This window comes from Methylomarinum vadi, from assembly GCF_000733935.1.
Taxonomy (GTDB): Bacteria; Pseudomonadota; Gammaproteobacteria; order Methylococcales; family Methylomonadaceae; genus Methylomarinum; species Methylomarinum vadi.
The window spans coordinates 1,207,033-1,222,544 of the sequence record NZ_JPON01000001.1 but is presented as its reverse complement, the minus strand read 5'-3'; the positions used below and the strand labels follow the sequence as shown (position 1 = coordinate 1,222,544).

The following is a 15,512-nucleotide window of genomic DNA, read 5'->3' as shown; positions in this document are numbered from 1 at the left end:
AACAATGTTTAGAAAACTCGTTCTTTTCACCGCCTTATTGGCGCTGTTTGTAATTGTCCTCGGTGCCTATGTGCGCTTGTCCGATGCCGGCCTGGGGTGTCCCGATTGGCCGGGTTGCTATGGCAAGGCCATGGTCAGCGATGATGCCGCGTTCAAGTCCCAAGCCGAACAAACGTTTCCGGACAACCCCTTGGATGCCGGCAAGGCCTGGAAGGAGATGACGCATCGTTATGCCGCAGGCTTGTTGGGCGTGCTGGCATTGGTTCTGGCCGTGATGGCATGGTGGCAAAAGCAATGCCGCCTGCCCGCGGTCTTGTCGACCGGCGCTCTGCTGTTACTGGTTGCGGCTCAAGCGGCCCTGGGCATGTGGACGGTCGAGTCGAAGACCATGCCGATCGTCGTCACCCTGCATTTATTATTGGGTTTCATCACTTTTTGGACCATCGCCTGGATTTATCTGCGCACGGCGCCGGGACTAGTACGCAACGAACAAGCCTTTCCGGGCCTGCGAGTCCTGACCTGGCTCGGAATGGCGGTGTTATTGGCGCAGATTTTTCTGGGCGGCTGGACCAGCAGCAATTACGCGGCGTTGGCCTGCAGTGATTTTCCCCGTTGCGATGGCAAATGGTTGCCCGATGCCGATTACAGTGCCGCGCTGAATTTCTTTAGCGGCCTGGAAAGCGGTTACCAGGGCGTGTTGTCATTCCAAGGCCAATTGGCCGCTCATTGGCTGCATCGTGCCGGCGCCCTGGTGAGCTTTGTCTTGCTGACGATGGTAATGCTGGTGGCGACTTCCGAGCGTTATCCGAAAGCCGTGCGTCGCGCTGGTTTGTTGCTGAGTGCTTTACTCCTGGTGCAGATAACGCTGGGTATCCTCAATGTGCGTTTGTCGTTACCGCTATGGTCGGCCGTGGCTCATAACGCTTTTGCCGCCTTGCTGATGTTACCGTTGATTGCGGTTGGCTTTTACGCCCGCTATGGCGTGCCTGCCGAGAAAGCGGCCGAGGCAGAGAAAGCCGAAACGGTGGTTCCCGCGGTTGGTGGCGAGGCCGTTGCGGTTCCCGCGGAAGAAGTCTATGTCGAACCGGAAGCTGAGTCGCTTTATTTGCGTTTGAAGACCCAGTTGGGAAAGACCCGTTCGGGATTGGGCGGCGTACTGGCTTCGTTGCCGTTAGGCCAAAAAAGTATCGATCAGGACCTGTTGGAGGAAATCGAGGCTAGTTTGTTGATGGCCGACGTCGGCATCGAGGCGACCAACGAAATCATTTCCCGGTTGACTGAAAACCTGGAGCGTCACCAGCTTAATGATGCCGAGGCGTTGACGCAGGCATTGAAACAAGATTTGTACGATATGCTGCAGCCGTGCAGCCAACCGCTGGTTATTCCGAAACAAGATAATCCGTTCGTTATTCTGGTGGTCGGCATCAACGGCGCCGGCAAGACGACCTCCATCGGCAAATTGGCGAAACGTCTGCAGGCTCAGGGGCATAGCGTCATGCTGGCGGCCGGCGATACCTTCCGGGCGGCGGCGGTCGAGCAGTTGCAGACTTGGGGCGAGCGCAACAATATCCATGTGGTCGCCCAGCATACCGGCGCGGATTCGGCATCGGTGATATACGACGGCGTGCAGTCGGCCAAGGCCAAGGGAGTCGATGTATTGATCGCCGATACCGCCGGCCGATTGCATACCAAGTCCAATCTGATGGACGAATTGATTAAAATCAAACGCATCATGGCGAAATTGGATGAAACGGCGCCGCACGAGGTCTTGTTGGTGCTGGACGCCGGGACCGGCCAGAACGCCTTGTCGCAGGCCAAATTATTCAATGATGCGGTGCATCTGACCGGCATCGCCTTGACCAAGTTGGACGGCACCGCCAAGGGCGGGGTGATATTCGCCCTGGCCAAGCAATTGGCTGTGCCAATTCGGTTTATCGGTATCGGCGAGGGCATCGACGATTTGCAGGATTTCGATGCCAAAACATTCGTCGACGCCTTGTTTGTGCAAGACTGATGCTGAAATTCGATCACGTTTGTAAACGCTATCCGGATGCCGGCGATGCGCTGGTCGATGTCAGTTTTCATTTGGCGCACGGTGAAATGGCGTTTTTGACCGGCCATTCCGGCGCCGGTAAAAGCACCTTGCTAAAATTGATTGCGATGATGGAGACGTGTAGCAGAGGCCATGTTCTGCTGGAAGGGCAAAATCTCAATCGTCTCAGCGAACGCCAGATTCCTTTTATCCGTCGACGTCTTGGGCTGATTTTCCAGGACTATAAGCTGTTGTTGGACCGCACCGTGTTCGATAATGTCGCCTTGCCTCTGGTGATTTCCGGTTACGGCCATCAGGATATCGCCAGAAGGGTGAGGGCGGCATTGGATAAAGTCGGTTTGTTGGGCATGGAAAAGAAATATCCCTTGGCCTTGTCGGGCGGCGAGCAGCAACGGGTGGGAATCGCCCGCGCCGTGGTCAACAAGCCGCGATTGATCCTGGCCGACGAGCCGACCGGTAATTTAGATCCGGAATTGTCGGCGGAAGTGATGCATTTGTTCGAGCAGTTTCAACAGGTGGGGGTTTCGGTTTTGATTGCCAGTCACGATATCGATTTGATCAACCGAATGGGGTATCGCGTGTTGAAGCTGGATCATGGCCATTTGGTCAAAGAGTGACGTTTATGACGCAAATAAAAAAAGTCAATCATGCCAATACCGGCCTAGCCGACAAGGCGCAAGCTTATTTTATAAGTCACGCCCAGGCGCTGTTTTCCAGTTTGGGACGATTGATCAGGTCGCCTTTTAACTCGATCATGACTATATTGGTCTTGGCGATTGCAGTGGCGTTGGCCGGCAGTTTTTATTTGTTGGTCAACAATGCCCGCCAACTGACCGGTAATTTGGAGGCCAGCAACCAGGTTTCCATCTTCTTGAAAAACAGTGTTTCCGATGCGGAGGGACGTAAGTTGGCGGAAAAGCTCGGCGAAAACGCATCCATTGAAGACGTCAAGGTGATTACCAAATCACAGGCGATGGACGAGTTCAGAGCCTACAGCGGTTTCGGCGATGCCCTGAATGCGCTCGACAGCAACCCCTTGCCGGCGGTGATCCAGGTATTGCCGAAAAATACGCTAAAGGACGATGCGGATCTGGAAAAATTGATTGCGGCATTCCAGCGCTATCCGCAGGTGGATTTCGTGCAAATGGACATGCAGTGGGTCAAGCGGCTGCAAAGCATCATGCAATTGGCGGGACGGGGGGTGACTCTGTTAAATACGTTGCTGGCGATTGCCGTGATTTTTATCACCGGCAACACCATCCGCCTGGAATTGCAAAATCGCCGCGAAGAAGTGCTGATCGCCAAGTTGGTGGGCGCGACCCATGCCTTTGTACAAAGGCCGTTCGTTTACACCGGTCTGTGGCTGGGCTTTTTTGCCGGCGTGACTGCTTGGTTGATCATCACGATCATGGTATTGGTATTGCAAGGCCCATTGGAGAGATTGTCCTTGTTATATGATGGCAGTTTTCATATTCTCTATTTGAATTTCACCGAAACATTCTTGTTGCTTTTTTTCTCTTCTTTTTCCGGCGCGTTAGGCGCGTGGCTCGTTCTGCATTCCCAGCTTCGGCAAATAAAGCCGCAATAATTATTTTATTCGGGAACTTGTCATTAAGTTAGTTTGTAGCCTGGATGCAGCGTAGCGAAATCCGGGAATGGCGTGATTTACAGATCCCGCATTCCGCGATGCTTCATGCGGCCTATTTTGTTCAGATAGTTGAATTGGCTGAATTTGTTGTAAGAGAGAGTATTTCCGGCATCAAGAGAGCCAAGATAAATACTTCGAGCCATCAGGAAATAAGTGGCTTGACCACAGAAAGAGCCCTTTGAGGGCGTAACCCAAAAAACCTCCGGCTATCCGGAGGTAACTTAATATATTTTATTCGGGAACTTGTCATTGGATTAGCACTCAGAACGTTGGAGTGCTAAAATTTAGAAAATTGAAAATACCCCTCGCACAGCTGATTTCGATCGTTTATTAAAAAAGTCCTCTTTCCGGGAAAAGGGCAAAATGAATCAGATGCGCGAACACTAATTAATTAAGAGGTGAATATGAGTAATGCATTAGCTTTACCAGTCAACTTATCTGCCGGAACGTTCGATGCCTATTTGAACGCCATCAGCCAAATTCCGCAACTGACTTCCGAGCAGGAACGCGAGCTTGCGCTGCGTTACAGAGACATGGGCGATCTGGAAGCCGCTCGCCAGCTGGTATTGTCCAATTTGCGTTTTGTCGCTCATGTTGCCAGGGGGTACAGCGGTTACGGTCTGCCGATGGCCGACATCATGCAGGAAGGCAACGTCGGCTTGATGAAAGCGGTCAAACGTTTCGATCCCGACATGGGGGTGCGTCTGGTTTCTTTTGCCGTTCATTGGATCAAGGCAGAAATCCACGAATATGTCATAAAAAATTGGCGTATCGTCAAGGTTGCCACGACCAAGGCGCAACGCAAATTGTTTTTTAATCTGCGTAAATCGAAGCCAAACCTGGACTGGCTGTCTAAAAACGATGCCGAGGCGATCGCCGAAAACCTGGATGTCGATATCAGCACCGTCTATGAAATGGAAAAACGGCTGGATGGTCGGGACATGGCATTCGATCTAACAAATGATGATTCAGCCGAAGACAACAATTCCGCGCCGGTCAATTATTTGGAGCAACAGGGCGCCGACCCGGCTTTGGTGCTGGAAAACGCTGACTGGAAAGATCATAAGGAAGAGTTGTTGATTTCAGCGATGGCTGAACTTGATGAACGTAGCCAGGATATCTTGACCAGCCGTTGGTTGGCCGATGAGAAAGCGACGCTACACGAGCTGGCCGAGCGTTATAATGTATCCGCCGAGCGCATCAGGCAGCTGGAAAAAAACGCCATGAAAAAGCTGAAAGCCGCGGTAGTGCTGGAAGCATAATTTTTTCAAAAAAGGCTTGGCAAAACAAAAAGCCCTGGTATAATACTCAGGATCTGCCGAGGTGGTGAAACTGGTAGACACGCTGGATTCAAAATCCAGTTCCTTCGGGAGTGCCGGTTCGATTCCGGCCCTCGGTACCAGATAAAGATAAGGGGTTGTGAGAAATCACAACCCCTTTTTTTATACCTAAAAATTTTTGCACAATCTCTATAGTCATCAATGGCAATTGGCGGATTACCTCAAGGTCGAGAGCGAAGACGTCGTGTTGGTCGATTACTTGGATGACCAATTAGAGCTTACCCAAGACGCACATTCGAAACCTACCGCACTCCCGCTTCGGCGAAACCTTGCGCGAAGATATATTGCGGGCGCTTTCCTTATCCGATACCTCCAAGCATTTTGGCTTGACCCGCAGTTCGTAGCCTGGTTGCGGCGTAGCGGAATCCGGGAATGTCGTGGTTCCCAGATCCCGCATTTCGTAATGCTTCATGCGCGGGCTACAAGGGTTGCCCGTAAAATGAGTCCTTTGGGCCTTAACCCAAGAAACCTCAGGCTATGTCGGAGATAGCTTGATTCGATTTAAGTTTCATATAAGACTTCTAATTTATACTTAGCGAGTAAGATAATGCTTACATTTTGTGTGTAAGGACTTTAGCGCGTACAACGTGTTGATTACAATATGGCTTAATGATCTTAATGAGTTGAGAATTGCGTAATGAATCAACTTTTTTAGGGGATTATAAGCATAAATTGAGAAATAGTTCTCTGAACAGGGAAAGGCTGTAACTAAATGTTTTACTTAAATAAATTATTGCATACTACGTCACAACTTTATGGGCATTTCTCATTAAACTTTCACCCAACAGGAGCGGCAAGGCATTTAAACAAGCCGTTAACCTGGCCTGAGAAGGCAAGTTGATCTGAAAAGAGCAAACTCATCGAAAGGTGAGGACGCAAAGTTTCCAGTCTAACGGAGTTTTTCCTATGACAGTGGGATTGCCAGATCAAACGATGCAAAATGCATCGCTTGATTTATTATCGCCACCTCTGGGATCTCCTTCGGACTTAAATTTGATAATTTTGGAGTTAGAGTCATGAAATCAAAAAATATCCGAAGAAGCCTAAATCGTTCAAAACAAGTTTTAAAAACGGGAGTGGCGGTTTGTCTCGCAAGTGTTTCTTGCGTGACAGCCGTAAATGCTGCTCCCGAAAAGCCTTGGAAAACCGGACAAATTTTGGTTAAACCAAGGGCAGGGTTGCCAGCGAATGAATTCAAAAATATCCTCAAAAGAAGTAATGCTCGAGCAATTGAAGCAATTGGGGCGCTGAAAGTGCATGTGATCAGTGTTCCCGAAAATGCAGAGGAAGCCGTGGTCAGAGCGTTGTCTAAGAATCCGCATATCGAGTTTGCCGAATTGGATATGGCTGTGGAACCGAGCGAAATGATCCCTAACGATCCAAAATTCAGCAGTGCCTGGCATTTACCTAAAATCCAGGCGCCGACAGCATGGGAGACGTCAATTGCCGATGGCATCACAATCGCGGTACTCGATACCGGTGTCGATGCGACGCATCCCGATTTATCCGGAAAATTGCTTGCGGGCTGGAATGCGGTGGATGGCAGCAACAGTACTTCCGATGTCAATGGGCATGGTACGGCAGTCGCCGGTACTGCGGCCGCTTCCAGCAATAATGCCACCGGCGTGGCGTCGGTGGCCTGGAACGCTCAAATATTGCCGGTGAGAATCACTAATCGTTCCGACAGCTATGCCTATTGGAGTGACGTGGCCAGAGGCCTGAACTGGGCGGCCGATCATGGCGCGGATGTCGCCAATATCAGCTATGCCGTTTCCAATAGCTCCTCCGTCTCATCTGCCGCACAGTATATGCGCTCCAAAGGCGGGGTGGTCGTCGTGGCAGCCGGTAATGACGGCACCGATCCAGGGTATAGCGATAACCCTTATATGATTTCGGTTTCCGCTACGACAAGCACCGACGCCAAGGCGAGCTGGTCCAATTATGGGGCTTTCATCGATGTCGCGGCTCCGGGGTCATCTATTTTGACTACCACGCGTGGCGGCGGTTATGGCAATTGGAACGGTACTTCCTTTTCCAGTCCAGCCGCGGCTGGTGTCGTTGCGTTGATCATGGGGGCCAATCCGACATTGACGCCGGATGAAATCGAACAAGTATTGGAAGGTTCCGCCGATAAAATTGCCGGCGATTGGCATCCATATTATGGCAATGGAAGAGTAAATGCCGCTACGGCAGTGCAGATGGCAATGAATATGGACAATACGCCGGTTGATAATCAAGCGCCTTCGGTGAATATTTTCTCTCCGGTCGGCGGCGACCAAGTCAGCGGTATTGTTCAGGTCGAAGTCAATGCCAGTGACGATGTCGGAGTGAATGAAGTGTCATTGTATGCCAACAACCAACTGGTCGGAACCGACGGAACCGCGCCTTATCAGTTCAGTTGGGATAGCGAGGCTTTTGCCGATGGCGATGTCGTATTAACCGCTTATGCCGACGATGCGGCGGGAAACCAAGGGACGTCCAACGATGTGTCGGTCACGGTTAAGAACCTGCCTGATGTGGTTGATCAGAATGCGCCTTCAGTGGCGATCAGCAATCCGGCCGACGGCAGCACCGTCAGCAGAACGGTAACCATTTCGGTTTCCGCGGAGGACGATGTGCAAGTGGCCCGCGTCAGCCTGTATATCGATGGAGTGTTGATGGGTTCGGTAAATGGGAACTCATTGGACTATTCTTGGAATACCCGCAAAGTTAGCGACGGTAGTCATACCATAGAAGCGGTAGCCGTGGATACCGCCAATAAATCGAGTCAACAAGCTATTCAGGTGAATGTCGGTAGTAGCACGAACAATAAGTCGTCGGGAAGAGGAAATAAAAAGAAATAAAGCTTAACCCATAAAAAAAGCCGGCGGAAGCCGGCTTTTTTGTAGTTTATTTTTTGTTGCGCAACCTTGAGGCTCCGAATCCGAGTAGCCCCATGCCAAGCAGGGCGATTGAAGCGGGTTCGGGCGCGTTGCCTTGGCCGCCGCCACCGCCACCATTATTAGCATTATAGGCCGTATAATGGCTTAGCCTTTCAAATGTACAGGTTGTATTTCCACAACTGCTTCCAGCCTCGAGACCGTTTACTTGACTGTTATCCCAAACGAGTTTTGTTAGGTCGTCAATATTCTGGAAAAAATAATGTGAATCAAAGCCAGTGTTTCCAGTTCCAAATTTCAAGATGAAATATCCTGGATCATCCGGCGCGACGTCAATAACCCATTGACTAGGACTATCTCCTTGTGTCAAATCAAAAGCAGGTGCATCGAATTTAAAATCAAGAGCGACGTCAAAGCCAAGAAATGCTTCTAATTCGGCTTCTTCTGTTGAGGCGCCAGAATTTGCGAGATCGGCGCTTCCAAGAAGTGTATCATTAACAAAAGCTGAATAGACATTTGTCGAGTTAAATATCAGATACACTAGGGTTAAATATATTATCTTCGGAATTCTATTTATCATAACAATTCTCCATATCTCTCTTTAAAAATTGTGGCCGCTATCGCAGATTGGATCAAAAAAAATTGACTTTATACATTTTTGGTCTAGAAAGCATTATTAATGCCAAAAAGTATTTATGAAATGAAAACAGTCATATATGTCAAGTTGCTGTAAGTTTTGAATTCTTTAGATGAAACCTATGTAAAATTTTCTGACATATTTGTAGTCTTAGCCCGGATATTTCATCAGTCCCTTGAAACCCTATCGAAACCCTCGTTTGTTTTAAAACATGCGATCGTAAGGAGAAATTGAGCGGTCAAAAAGGGAATTAAGCATTGATTTCCGTTTTTCAGGCGCAACTTCCCCTTACCCCATTGTTTATCAGCGTGCCGGGCACAGCACTCTGTTTGTACTAATCAGGGCACAGGCGCTGACAAACGGATTTAAACAGGGATTGAAACGGATACTGACTGCTGAACAGCAGTCGAATACGACGGGTGTTACGAATGATGACGGCACCGATTTTAAACAATTTCAGGCGAATGGTGGCGCAAGTGGCTGTCGCTAGTTCGGTGTTGTTGAGGGCGATTCGGCGAATCGCCTGGATCAGGGTATAGGCCAAGGTGGATAACAGCAAACGAAACTGATTCGGCCACCACAGGCTGCAACTGGTGCGGTCGGCAAACAGATCCAATTGTTGCTCTTTAATCCGGTTTTCCATGTCGCCTCGCGCACAGTAAACGGTTTCATAGAGTGTTTGTGCATCGCCGTCCAGATTGGTTACGACATAGCGGGGATTGCTCCCTTGGCTCATGTGTTCGGCCTTAAGAATGACACGGCGTCGGCGTTTCCAGGTGCCGGCTTTATAGTGGAAATCGGTAAAGAGACGCTGTTTCTGTTGTTCGCTTTGGAACTGTTGCCGGGCTTGTTCAATCCAGGGTTGGCTTAAGCGCGTTAAGCGTTTATTTTTGGCCAACCCGACAATATAGTGAACGCGATGCCGCTCGCACCAACTCAGCATCTTATGGCGACAAAAACCGCCATCGCCGCGAAACGTGATGTCAACGTCCGGCCAAGCCTGACGCAAGCGCCGAACCAGCAACGCCAGAATCGCCCAGCTGTGCTTGGCGCCATCAATATTGCTGGGACGTAGATAACTGACCAAGCAGTGATGGCCGCAAAAGACATACAACGGCAGGAAACAATAGTGCCGATACTAGCCATGAAAAAAACGTCCGTCCTGTTCGCCATGAACCGGATCGTCGGTGGCGTCGAAATCCAGGATCAACGATTTCGGCGGTGTCTCATACGAAGCGATAAACTGTGCCAGCAACTCCTCATGAACGCGCCACATCAAGGCGCGATCCGCCTGCTGCTCAAACCGGCACAAGGTGGATCGGCTGCCCAATGTCTGATCCTTTTCCACCGCCGTCTGAAAGGCGATATCATTTCTGAGCGTGTCATGATCATTCAAATCCTCATACCCACACGCCAAGCCATAAACCCGTTGACGGAGCAGGTTGATCACAGAGTGTTGCACGCGGTCAGGGGCTCTGGCGTCAGGAATCTGCGCCGCTATCCGTTCGGTTAATCCTAATTGCTGGTCAATCGCTCTTAACAACAGCACACCGCCATCACTGGTGATCGCTCCACCACTGAATTGGGCGTCTATTTTACGGCGTTTTAAGGGAGGAAATTCTATCTGAGCTGGAGTACAATTTGTCATGGGCAAGTTGTTGGTTAAATTCAATATAAGTAACTGAATTTTATCAAATATCAACAAACTTGCCCGCCTCTATCATGAAATATTCGGGATAGCGCATCATGGCGCCGTGGGAAAGGTCGGCGTCGAAGACCTTGAATGGAGTTTCGTTGTCGATGAGGTATTGGGCCAGCAGGCGGGCCATGACGGATTTGCCGACGCCGCCTTTTTCGCCACCGATGAAATGGATTTGGCTCATGTTTTTTCCTTTTTCGATTGTTTGTTATATGGCAAATAGCCGCGTGGTTGATCGATTTTTTGAGTGTGCCTCGAGCACTTTTGTCGTACACGCTAAGGCTTAGTACGACCTACATTAATAACTCGGATGAGTCTAATTGCTCTCAGTTGCCAAGTTCGACATGGCATTGGTCTGCATTTTCAACAGCTCTTCCTCGACGCCGGTTGCGTGGGTCAGTTCGGCGACGTTTTGTTTGGTGAAGAAGCCGTCGAAGTCGCCGAAGCGTTGGACGTATTCGATGATTAACGACGAATGTTCCGAGGCGCTAGAGAAAATCTGCTTGATGCCTTCCTCGCGCGATCCGATGACGTCGAGCAAAAATTTCTTGCCTTGCTTGGCGATGGAATCGACGACATAGTCGATGTTTTCGACTCCGTTGTATTCGCCGTCGTTGACGCCGACGGCCAGGTGATGTAGGCGGGGGCCGTAGTTGCGCACGAAGGTTTCGGTGGGCGAGGGCAGTTTTTCCAGATGGTTGACGAAATAAGGGGTATTGTTGGCGGTGAACACCTTGGCCGGGCTGTTGATTTCGTCGCTGAAATGCACGCTTTTGGTGACGTTGGTCGAGGAGTTTTGGTCCTTGATGTCGTAGGAACCCCAGTAATAATAGCTGGACAGCGACAACCATTCGAGTATCGCCGTTTCCCGGTTCTGACTGTAGATGCGTGTCGCCAGGTGGTCGATCGGGTTCAACAATTTATCGATGCCTAATTCTTCTTGCAGTTCTTTGGCTTTCAAATAGGCGCTCTGCACGTCGTCGCGGATGCTGGACAAGCCTAGCGAATAGACCCTAAGCTGGTCTTCCGGACGTTCCATGTAAGCGACGATATTATGGGTGTAGGGCGATGGTTTGCTGATCGCGAGATTGCCGGGCAATTCCAGGCGGCGGATGTCGTCTTGGGAAAAGAAACGGAATTCGCGTTCCTGCTGCAAACGCACAACCTCGCTCCTATTTTCCACCCGCAGAATTTCTCCCATGTATCGGCTGTTGGGTTTGCTGGCGCCGATCGGGTAGACTTCGTTCAGGCTGCGGAAAATGCCCTGTATCGCCGGGTCTTTCACTTCCCTGACCAGTAAATCGGGCGAATTCATGTCGATGCGCAACACATGGGTCCAATGAGACTCGCTTTCCAGCGTGACCAGATAATGATACGGCGTCATCAAACAAAGTTCGCCGACATAACGGATCGACTGTTCCGGGTCCACCGTGATCATCAAAGCTTCGATCTGGCCGATCATATCGGTAAGGCCGATGCGATCGCGTTCGGTCAGGAGTTTTTGTATATAATTTTCGAAAAAATCGGAATTTTCTTTGTCGCCGTGCCGTTTGAAGGAAAGAGATTTCATAATGGTGTCGTTCATGGGTAGCTATTTTTTGCATTTAGAAGCGGATACTTGATATTAAATGCGAAATTAATGCCAGTTATGTATGTATTTAATAAATTATTTAAATATCAGTAATTTAATGAATAAATTGGTTGTGTCAAAGTGAGTAACAACGGAAAGACCGCTTTAAACTTGTGCATAAGAAACGCCCCTAGGATTAAATCAGTGCAATATGACCGGATAAAAAGAGAGGAAAATGGTTATCCGTCATCGATTCCTGTCGTTCGCGAGCGGTCGCTTGTTTGGAGCTCGAGCAACGAAAAAACATCGATAGGTTAGTTCATGAGAAGGGGCAATGGTGTAGGTGCGAACAATAATCTTGCGATTTGCTTCTCATTTTTTAGATTAACTTATGCAGGTAAAGAACGTGACTCCTATACTGGCAATTATGGATTTTAAGTGAATCTAGGTGCAGTCAGTCGTCGGCGAAATGCTGTAAATCGTTTACTCTGATCCCCAGGTATACACTCGTTCCCAAGCTCAGTGTAAGAATGCAGTCTGAACCACTCTGCGGTTCGGGGCGCGGGAGCGCCCCTGTTTGATTTACCAGGCAGAGCATGGTAACTATCGGATACGATTTGGTTGGAATTCCATTGTCTCAATTAAGATAAAGCGATACGCTAAAGAGGCAAAAGGAAAAATCCTGCAACTGGAAGTAGTCTCCAGTAAATAAAATCAGCGATTGATGGCGGGACGTTAAGTCAACCGCTAATACTTGAATCGCATGGCGATTCGACTAAACTGAAATTATCGGCATATTTAGTGCTTATCACACTATAGCTTCCGATCCGAATTGAGTAATTATGAAGCATAAACCTTATCGTTTGGAACGAGTTATTGAATAATGAATAGAATTTACGATGACAATGGATTTACCTTAATAGAACTCATCGTAACAATTGCGATCGCCGCTGTCGTGATGGGGTTCGCTATACCTAGTTTTATCGGCAGTATCAGGAGCAACCGTTTGACGACTAATGCCAACGAATTCGTGACGACACTGAAATTCGCGAAAAGTGAAGCCATTAAACGGGGCGTTCAGGTCACGGTCCGGAGAAAAGGCCCTACCAGTGGCGTGTGGGAAAACGGCTGGGATGTTTTTGTCGATCGCGATGGCAACAATTCTTTTAACGATGACGGAGACACGACTCTGTGCGAGACCAATGCCGATGGCTCTCCGAAGGAAGATTGTCTGTTGCGAACCTACGATCCCTTGCCGGCGGGAATGACCTTGAGAACCGGCGCCAGTTCGCATAAAGATTATACCGCCTATGTCGCCAGCGGAATGAGCAACACAGTGATTGGCGACACCTACCGGCTTTGCCAAGGTACGGATACCGTTAATTCCAGGGCCATCGTCCTCAATTCGGTCGGGAGAGTTTATGTTACCTCGCCGGCCGCATCTTGTCCTTGATAATTAATACCATGGAGTGCGTATGAATTTCATGCACAAAAATCGCGGCTTTACCTTGATCGAGGTTTTGATCGCGATGATTGTTCTGGCGATCGGCTTGCTCGGCCTCGCCGGATTGCAGGCGGCCAGCCTCAGAAATAATCAGAGTTCCTACAACCGCAGCCAGGCTACGCAAATGGCATACGACCTGGCCGATAGAATGCGGGCCAATCCGGGCGCGGCCGATAGTTACCTGACTAGTACGATGGCACCGGCCGATGCGGTCGCACAGGCCGATTGCACGACGGTGAGTGCGAGTTGCACCAATCAGGACATGGCCCAAAACGACTTGTTCGAATGGAATGCCGCGATGACCTCGATTCTTCCGGCCGCCGCCGGCAGCGTGACGGTAGCGGGCAATACTTACACGATTACCATTAACTGGGACGACAACCGGGACGGCAACGTCGACGCGAATGACCCGAATTTTCAGATGAGCTTTCAACTATGACGACCCGACAGAATCAACAAGGCATGACTCTGGTTGAAATCATGATTGCGTTATTGCTAGGCGCTTTTTTGCTCGGCGGCGTACTGCAGATTTTTCTTAGTTCGAGACAAACCTACCGCTTGCTTGAAGGTTTGTCCAGGGTGCAGGAAAGCGGCCGGTTCGCGTTGGATATTCTCAACAAGGACATACGCATGGCCGGTTTTTTGGGCTGCGCAAGTTTGAGTTCCATCACGCCGAACGTGATTGTCGACCCAAAGAACCCCAATCCCAATCCGCCACCAACGTCTTTGACGTTAGGCGCTCCGGCGGTAAGAGGGACTGACAATGTCGCTAACAATTGGGACAGTCTCGCCTGCGGCGCTGCCAATGCTTGCGTCGCCGGTACCGATGCCGTTACCATTTATTACGGGGGGTCCTGCGGCGGCTATCTGGTGGCTAACATGGCGACGGTCAACGCCAACATTCAAATCCATGCTCCGAACAGCTGCGATATCGATCAGTATGACGTCGTTATCGTTTCCGATTGCAGCGACGCGGACATTTTTATTGCCACCAGTGCCTCGCTGGGTGCCGGTAAGCAGACTATAGCGCACGCCAACAACCAGAATTTAGGCAATAATTTGAGCAAAGCCTATGGCCCCGATGCGGAGGTTTTCGCCTTCAATTCGTCAACCTTCTACATTCGGACCGGTGCGAACGGCCGGCCGTCGTTATGGCGACTCGATAATTCCAAGGCAATCGGCGGCAATAATCCGGTCGAATTGTTGGAAGGCATCGAAAATATGCAAATAACTTACGGAGTCGATATTGACGACGACGACGACGGCGATCCGGGTACGGCGGCGCCTGACGGTCCCGCCAATTATTATGTCAGCGGCAATAATATTCCCGACATGGATGGCGACGGGGCCGCCGACTGGTATCGAGTCGTTAGTCTGCGTGTCAGTATCCTGGTGGCCAGCGACGATAATCTGGCTTCTCAAGCCTTGCCATACGACTATAACGGCGCGACGGTTACGCCGGCCGACAGGCGGCTTAGGCGGGTTTTCAATACCACCGTTGCAGTACGTAACCGGTTGCCTTAAGAGAAGGTTTGCTTATGTATCAGTTACCAAGACATGCCGCTATTCGCCGATTGCCTTGCTACGGCCGTCCCAAGTCACAATCCGGCGTGGTTCTGGTGGTTTCGATGATTATTTTGTTGCTGTTGACGATCGTCGTTACCACCGCTACCCAGACCAGTACGCTGGAAGAAAAAATGGCCGGGAACATGCGCGATCGCAATCTTGCGTTTCAGGGGGCGGAATCGGCGTTGAGCGCCGGGGAGATCATTGCCGCGACAGTAACGCCGACGATCCTCTGCCCGGACCCCGGCACCAACCCCGTCGGTTTTTATTTGCCGTTTGACGTCGATTGCGATGGCGTCAAAGAAACCGCTCCCATTTGGGATGATGCGGCCATTTGGAGCGACGACGCCAAATCGCTGCAATTCGATGAAGACGGCAATGTCGCGACGATCGATCTGACCGGGCTCAGCGCCAATCCCCGCTACATCATCGAAGACCTGGGATCGGCTTGCGCCAGTGTCACTTCGCCTTGTCCGGCCGCCGACCAAAGGCATAATTACCGTATCACGTCCCGGGCCGTCGGCGGCACGACCAGCTCTTATGTGATGCTGCAATCGAATTACCAGGTTGATGCGCCATGACCATGCTAATCGGCGTTCCTAACGCTTACTCAAAA

At 50.3% G+C, this 15,512-nt stretch carries 13 protein-coding genes, 1 tRNA gene, 1 pseudogene and 1 riboswitch; of the genes and pseudogenes, 11 read left to right on the top strand and 4 right to left on the bottom strand.

Annotated features, from left to right (window positions below):
• The first annotated feature begins 4 nt into the window (after window positions 1-4).
• From ftsY to EP25_RS0106140, 7 genes are all read left to right on the top strand, one after another.
• Complete coding sequence (gene ftsY, locus EP25_RS0106175) at window positions 5-2,014, top strand: signal recognition particle-docking protein FtsY (protein WP_031433066.1); 2,010 nt, start codon at window positions 5-7, stop codon at window positions 2,012-2,014.
• A complete protein-coding gene (gene ftsE / locus EP25_RS0106170; protein ID WP_031433065.1) occupies window positions 2,014-2,670 on the top strand; it encodes a cell division ATP-binding protein FtsE in 657 nt (218 codons plus the stop codon). The genes ftsY and ftsE overlap by 1 nt, the downstream gene beginning before the upstream one ends.
• 5 nt (window positions 2,671-2,675) lie before the next feature.
• A complete protein-coding gene (ftsX, locus tag EP25_RS0106165; protein WP_036300295.1) occupies window positions 2,676-3,641 on the top strand; it encodes a permease-like cell division protein FtsX in 966 nt (321 codons plus the stop codon).
• 44 nt (window positions 3,642-3,685) lie between these two features.
• Window positions 3,686-3,883, top strand: a complete 198-nt coding sequence (locus EP25_RS0106160) for a hypothetical protein (RefSeq protein WP_031433063.1) — start codon at window positions 3,686-3,688, stop codon at window positions 3,881-3,883.
• Window positions 3,884-4,105: 222 nt separating this feature from the next.
• Window positions 4,106-4,963, top strand: a complete 858-nt coding sequence (gene rpoH / locus EP25_RS0106155; RefSeq protein ID WP_031433062.1) for an RNA polymerase sigma factor RpoH — start codon at window positions 4,106-4,108, stop codon at window positions 4,961-4,963.
• Window positions 4,964-5,018: 55 nt separating this feature from the next.
• A tRNA-Leu gene (locus tag EP25_RS0106150) sits at window positions 5,019-5,103 on the top strand.
• Window positions 5,104-5,881: 778 nt separating this feature from the next.
• Window positions 5,882-5,967, top strand: a riboswitch (cyclic di-GMP riboswitch).
• Window positions 5,968-6,057: 90 nt separating this feature from the next.
• Window positions 6,058-7,884 (top strand): S8 family serine peptidase, encoded by a 1,827-nt coding sequence (locus EP25_RS0106140; RefSeq protein WP_051906442.1) that lies wholly within the window; start codon window positions 6,058-6,060, stop codon window positions 7,882-7,884.
• A 46-nt stretch (window positions 7,885-7,930) separates the two neighbouring features.
• Here the strand turns inward: EP25_RS0106140 and EP25_RS0106135 are convergent, their stop codons facing one another.
• From EP25_RS0106135 to EP25_RS0106120, 4 genes and pseudogenes are all read right to left on the bottom strand, one after another.
• The gene (locus EP25_RS0106135) at window positions 7,931-8,500 is read right to left on the bottom strand and encodes a PEP-CTERM sorting domain-containing protein (RefSeq protein ID WP_031433059.1); all 570 of its coding nucleotides are present in this window, start codon (window positions 8,498-8,500) and stop codon (window positions 7,931-7,933) included.
• 391 nt (window positions 8,501-8,891) lie between these two features.
• A pseudogene (locus EP25_RS21815) lies at window positions 8,892-10,205 on the bottom strand (IS1380 family transposase).
• A gap of 43 nt (window positions 10,206-10,248) precedes the next feature.
• Window positions 10,249-10,440 carry a P-loop NTPase family protein gene (locus EP25_RS0106125; protein WP_031433058.1) on the bottom strand — a complete coding sequence of 64 codons (192 nt, stop codon included), beginning with the start codon at window positions 10,438-10,440 and terminating at the stop codon, window positions 10,249-10,251.
• A 132-nt stretch (window positions 10,441-10,572) separates the two neighbouring features.
• Entirely contained in the window at window positions 10,573-11,826 is a 1,254-nt protein-coding gene (locus EP25_RS0106120) for a hypothetical protein (RefSeq protein WP_031433057.1), read from the bottom strand.
• Between the two features lie 883 nt (window positions 11,827-12,709).
• Between EP25_RS0106120 and EP25_RS0106115 the strand changes: the two genes are divergently transcribed.
• The 4 genes from EP25_RS0106115 to EP25_RS0106100 are packed head-to-tail and all read left to right on the top strand — an operon-like array spanning window position 12,710 to window position 15,477.
• Window positions 12,710-13,279 carry a GspH/FimT family pseudopilin gene (locus tag EP25_RS0106115; protein WP_031433056.1) on the top strand — a complete coding sequence of 190 codons (570 nt, stop codon included), beginning with the start codon at window positions 12,710-12,712 and terminating at the stop codon, window positions 13,277-13,279.
• 22 nt (window positions 13,280-13,301) lie between these two features.
• On the top strand, window positions 13,302-13,769 hold the full coding sequence (pilV, locus tag EP25_RS0106110) for a type IV pilus modification protein PilV (protein WP_031433055.1): 468 nt from the start codon (window positions 13,302-13,304) through the stop codon (window positions 13,767-13,769).
• Window positions 13,766-14,854: a PilW family protein gene (locus EP25_RS0106105; RefSeq protein ID WP_036300292.1), complete on the top strand. Its 1,089-nt coding sequence runs from the start codon at window positions 13,766-13,768 to the stop codon at window positions 14,852-14,854. Before pilV ends, EP25_RS0106105 begins: the two co-directional genes overlap by 4 nt.
• 14 nt (window positions 14,855-14,868) lie before the next feature.
• Window positions 14,869-15,477, top strand: a complete 609-nt coding sequence (locus tag EP25_RS0106100) for a pilus assembly PilX family protein (RefSeq protein WP_051906439.1) — start codon at window positions 14,869-14,871, stop codon at window positions 15,475-15,477.
• Window positions 15,478-15,512: the final 35 nt, after the last annotated feature.

Coding starts and splice junctions, on each gene's coding strand:
- EP25_RS0106105 (WP_036300292.1), top strand. CDS start 13,766: ATGACGACCCGACAGAATCAACAAGGCATGACTCTGGTTGAAATCATG.
- EP25_RS0106115 (WP_031433056.1), top strand. CDS start 12,710: ATGAATAGAATTTACGATGACAATGGATTTACCTTAATAGAACTCATC.
- EP25_RS0106125 (WP_031433058.1), bottom strand. CDS start 10,440: ATGAGCCAAATCCATTTCATCGGTGGCGAAAAAGGCGGCGTCGGCAAA.
- EP25_RS0106140 (WP_051906442.1), top strand. CDS start 6,058: ATGAAATCAAAAAATATCCGAAGAAGCCTAAATCGTTCAAAACAAGTT.
- EP25_RS0106135 (WP_031433059.1), bottom strand. CDS start 8,500: ATGATAAATAGAATTCCGAAGATAATATATTTAACCCTAGTGTATCTG.
- pilV (WP_031433055.1), top strand. CDS start 13,302: ATGAATTTCATGCACAAAAATCGCGGCTTTACCTTGATCGAGGTTTTG.
- ftsX (WP_036300295.1), top strand. CDS start 2,676: ATGACGCAAATAAAAAAAGTCAATCATGCCAATACCGGCCTAGCCGAC.
- rpoH (WP_031433062.1), top strand. CDS start 4,106: ATGAGTAATGCATTAGCTTTACCAGTCAACTTATCTGCCGGAACGTTC.
- EP25_RS0106160 (WP_031433063.1), top strand. CDS start 3,686: ATGCAGCGTAGCGAAATCCGGGAATGGCGTGATTTACAGATCCCGCAT.
- ftsE (WP_031433065.1), top strand. CDS start 2,014: ATGCTGAAATTCGATCACGTTTGTAAACGCTATCCGGATGCCGGCGAT.
- EP25_RS0106100 (WP_051906439.1), top strand. CDS start 14,869: ATGTATCAGTTACCAAGACATGCCGCTATTCGCCGATTGCCTTGCTAC.
- EP25_RS0106120 (WP_031433057.1), bottom strand. CDS start 11,826: ATGAAATCTCTTTCCTTCAAACGGCACGGCGACAAAGAAAATTCCGAT.
- ftsY (WP_031433066.1), top strand. CDS start 5: ATGTTTAGAAAACTCGTTCTTTTCACCGCCTTATTGGCGCTGTTTGTA.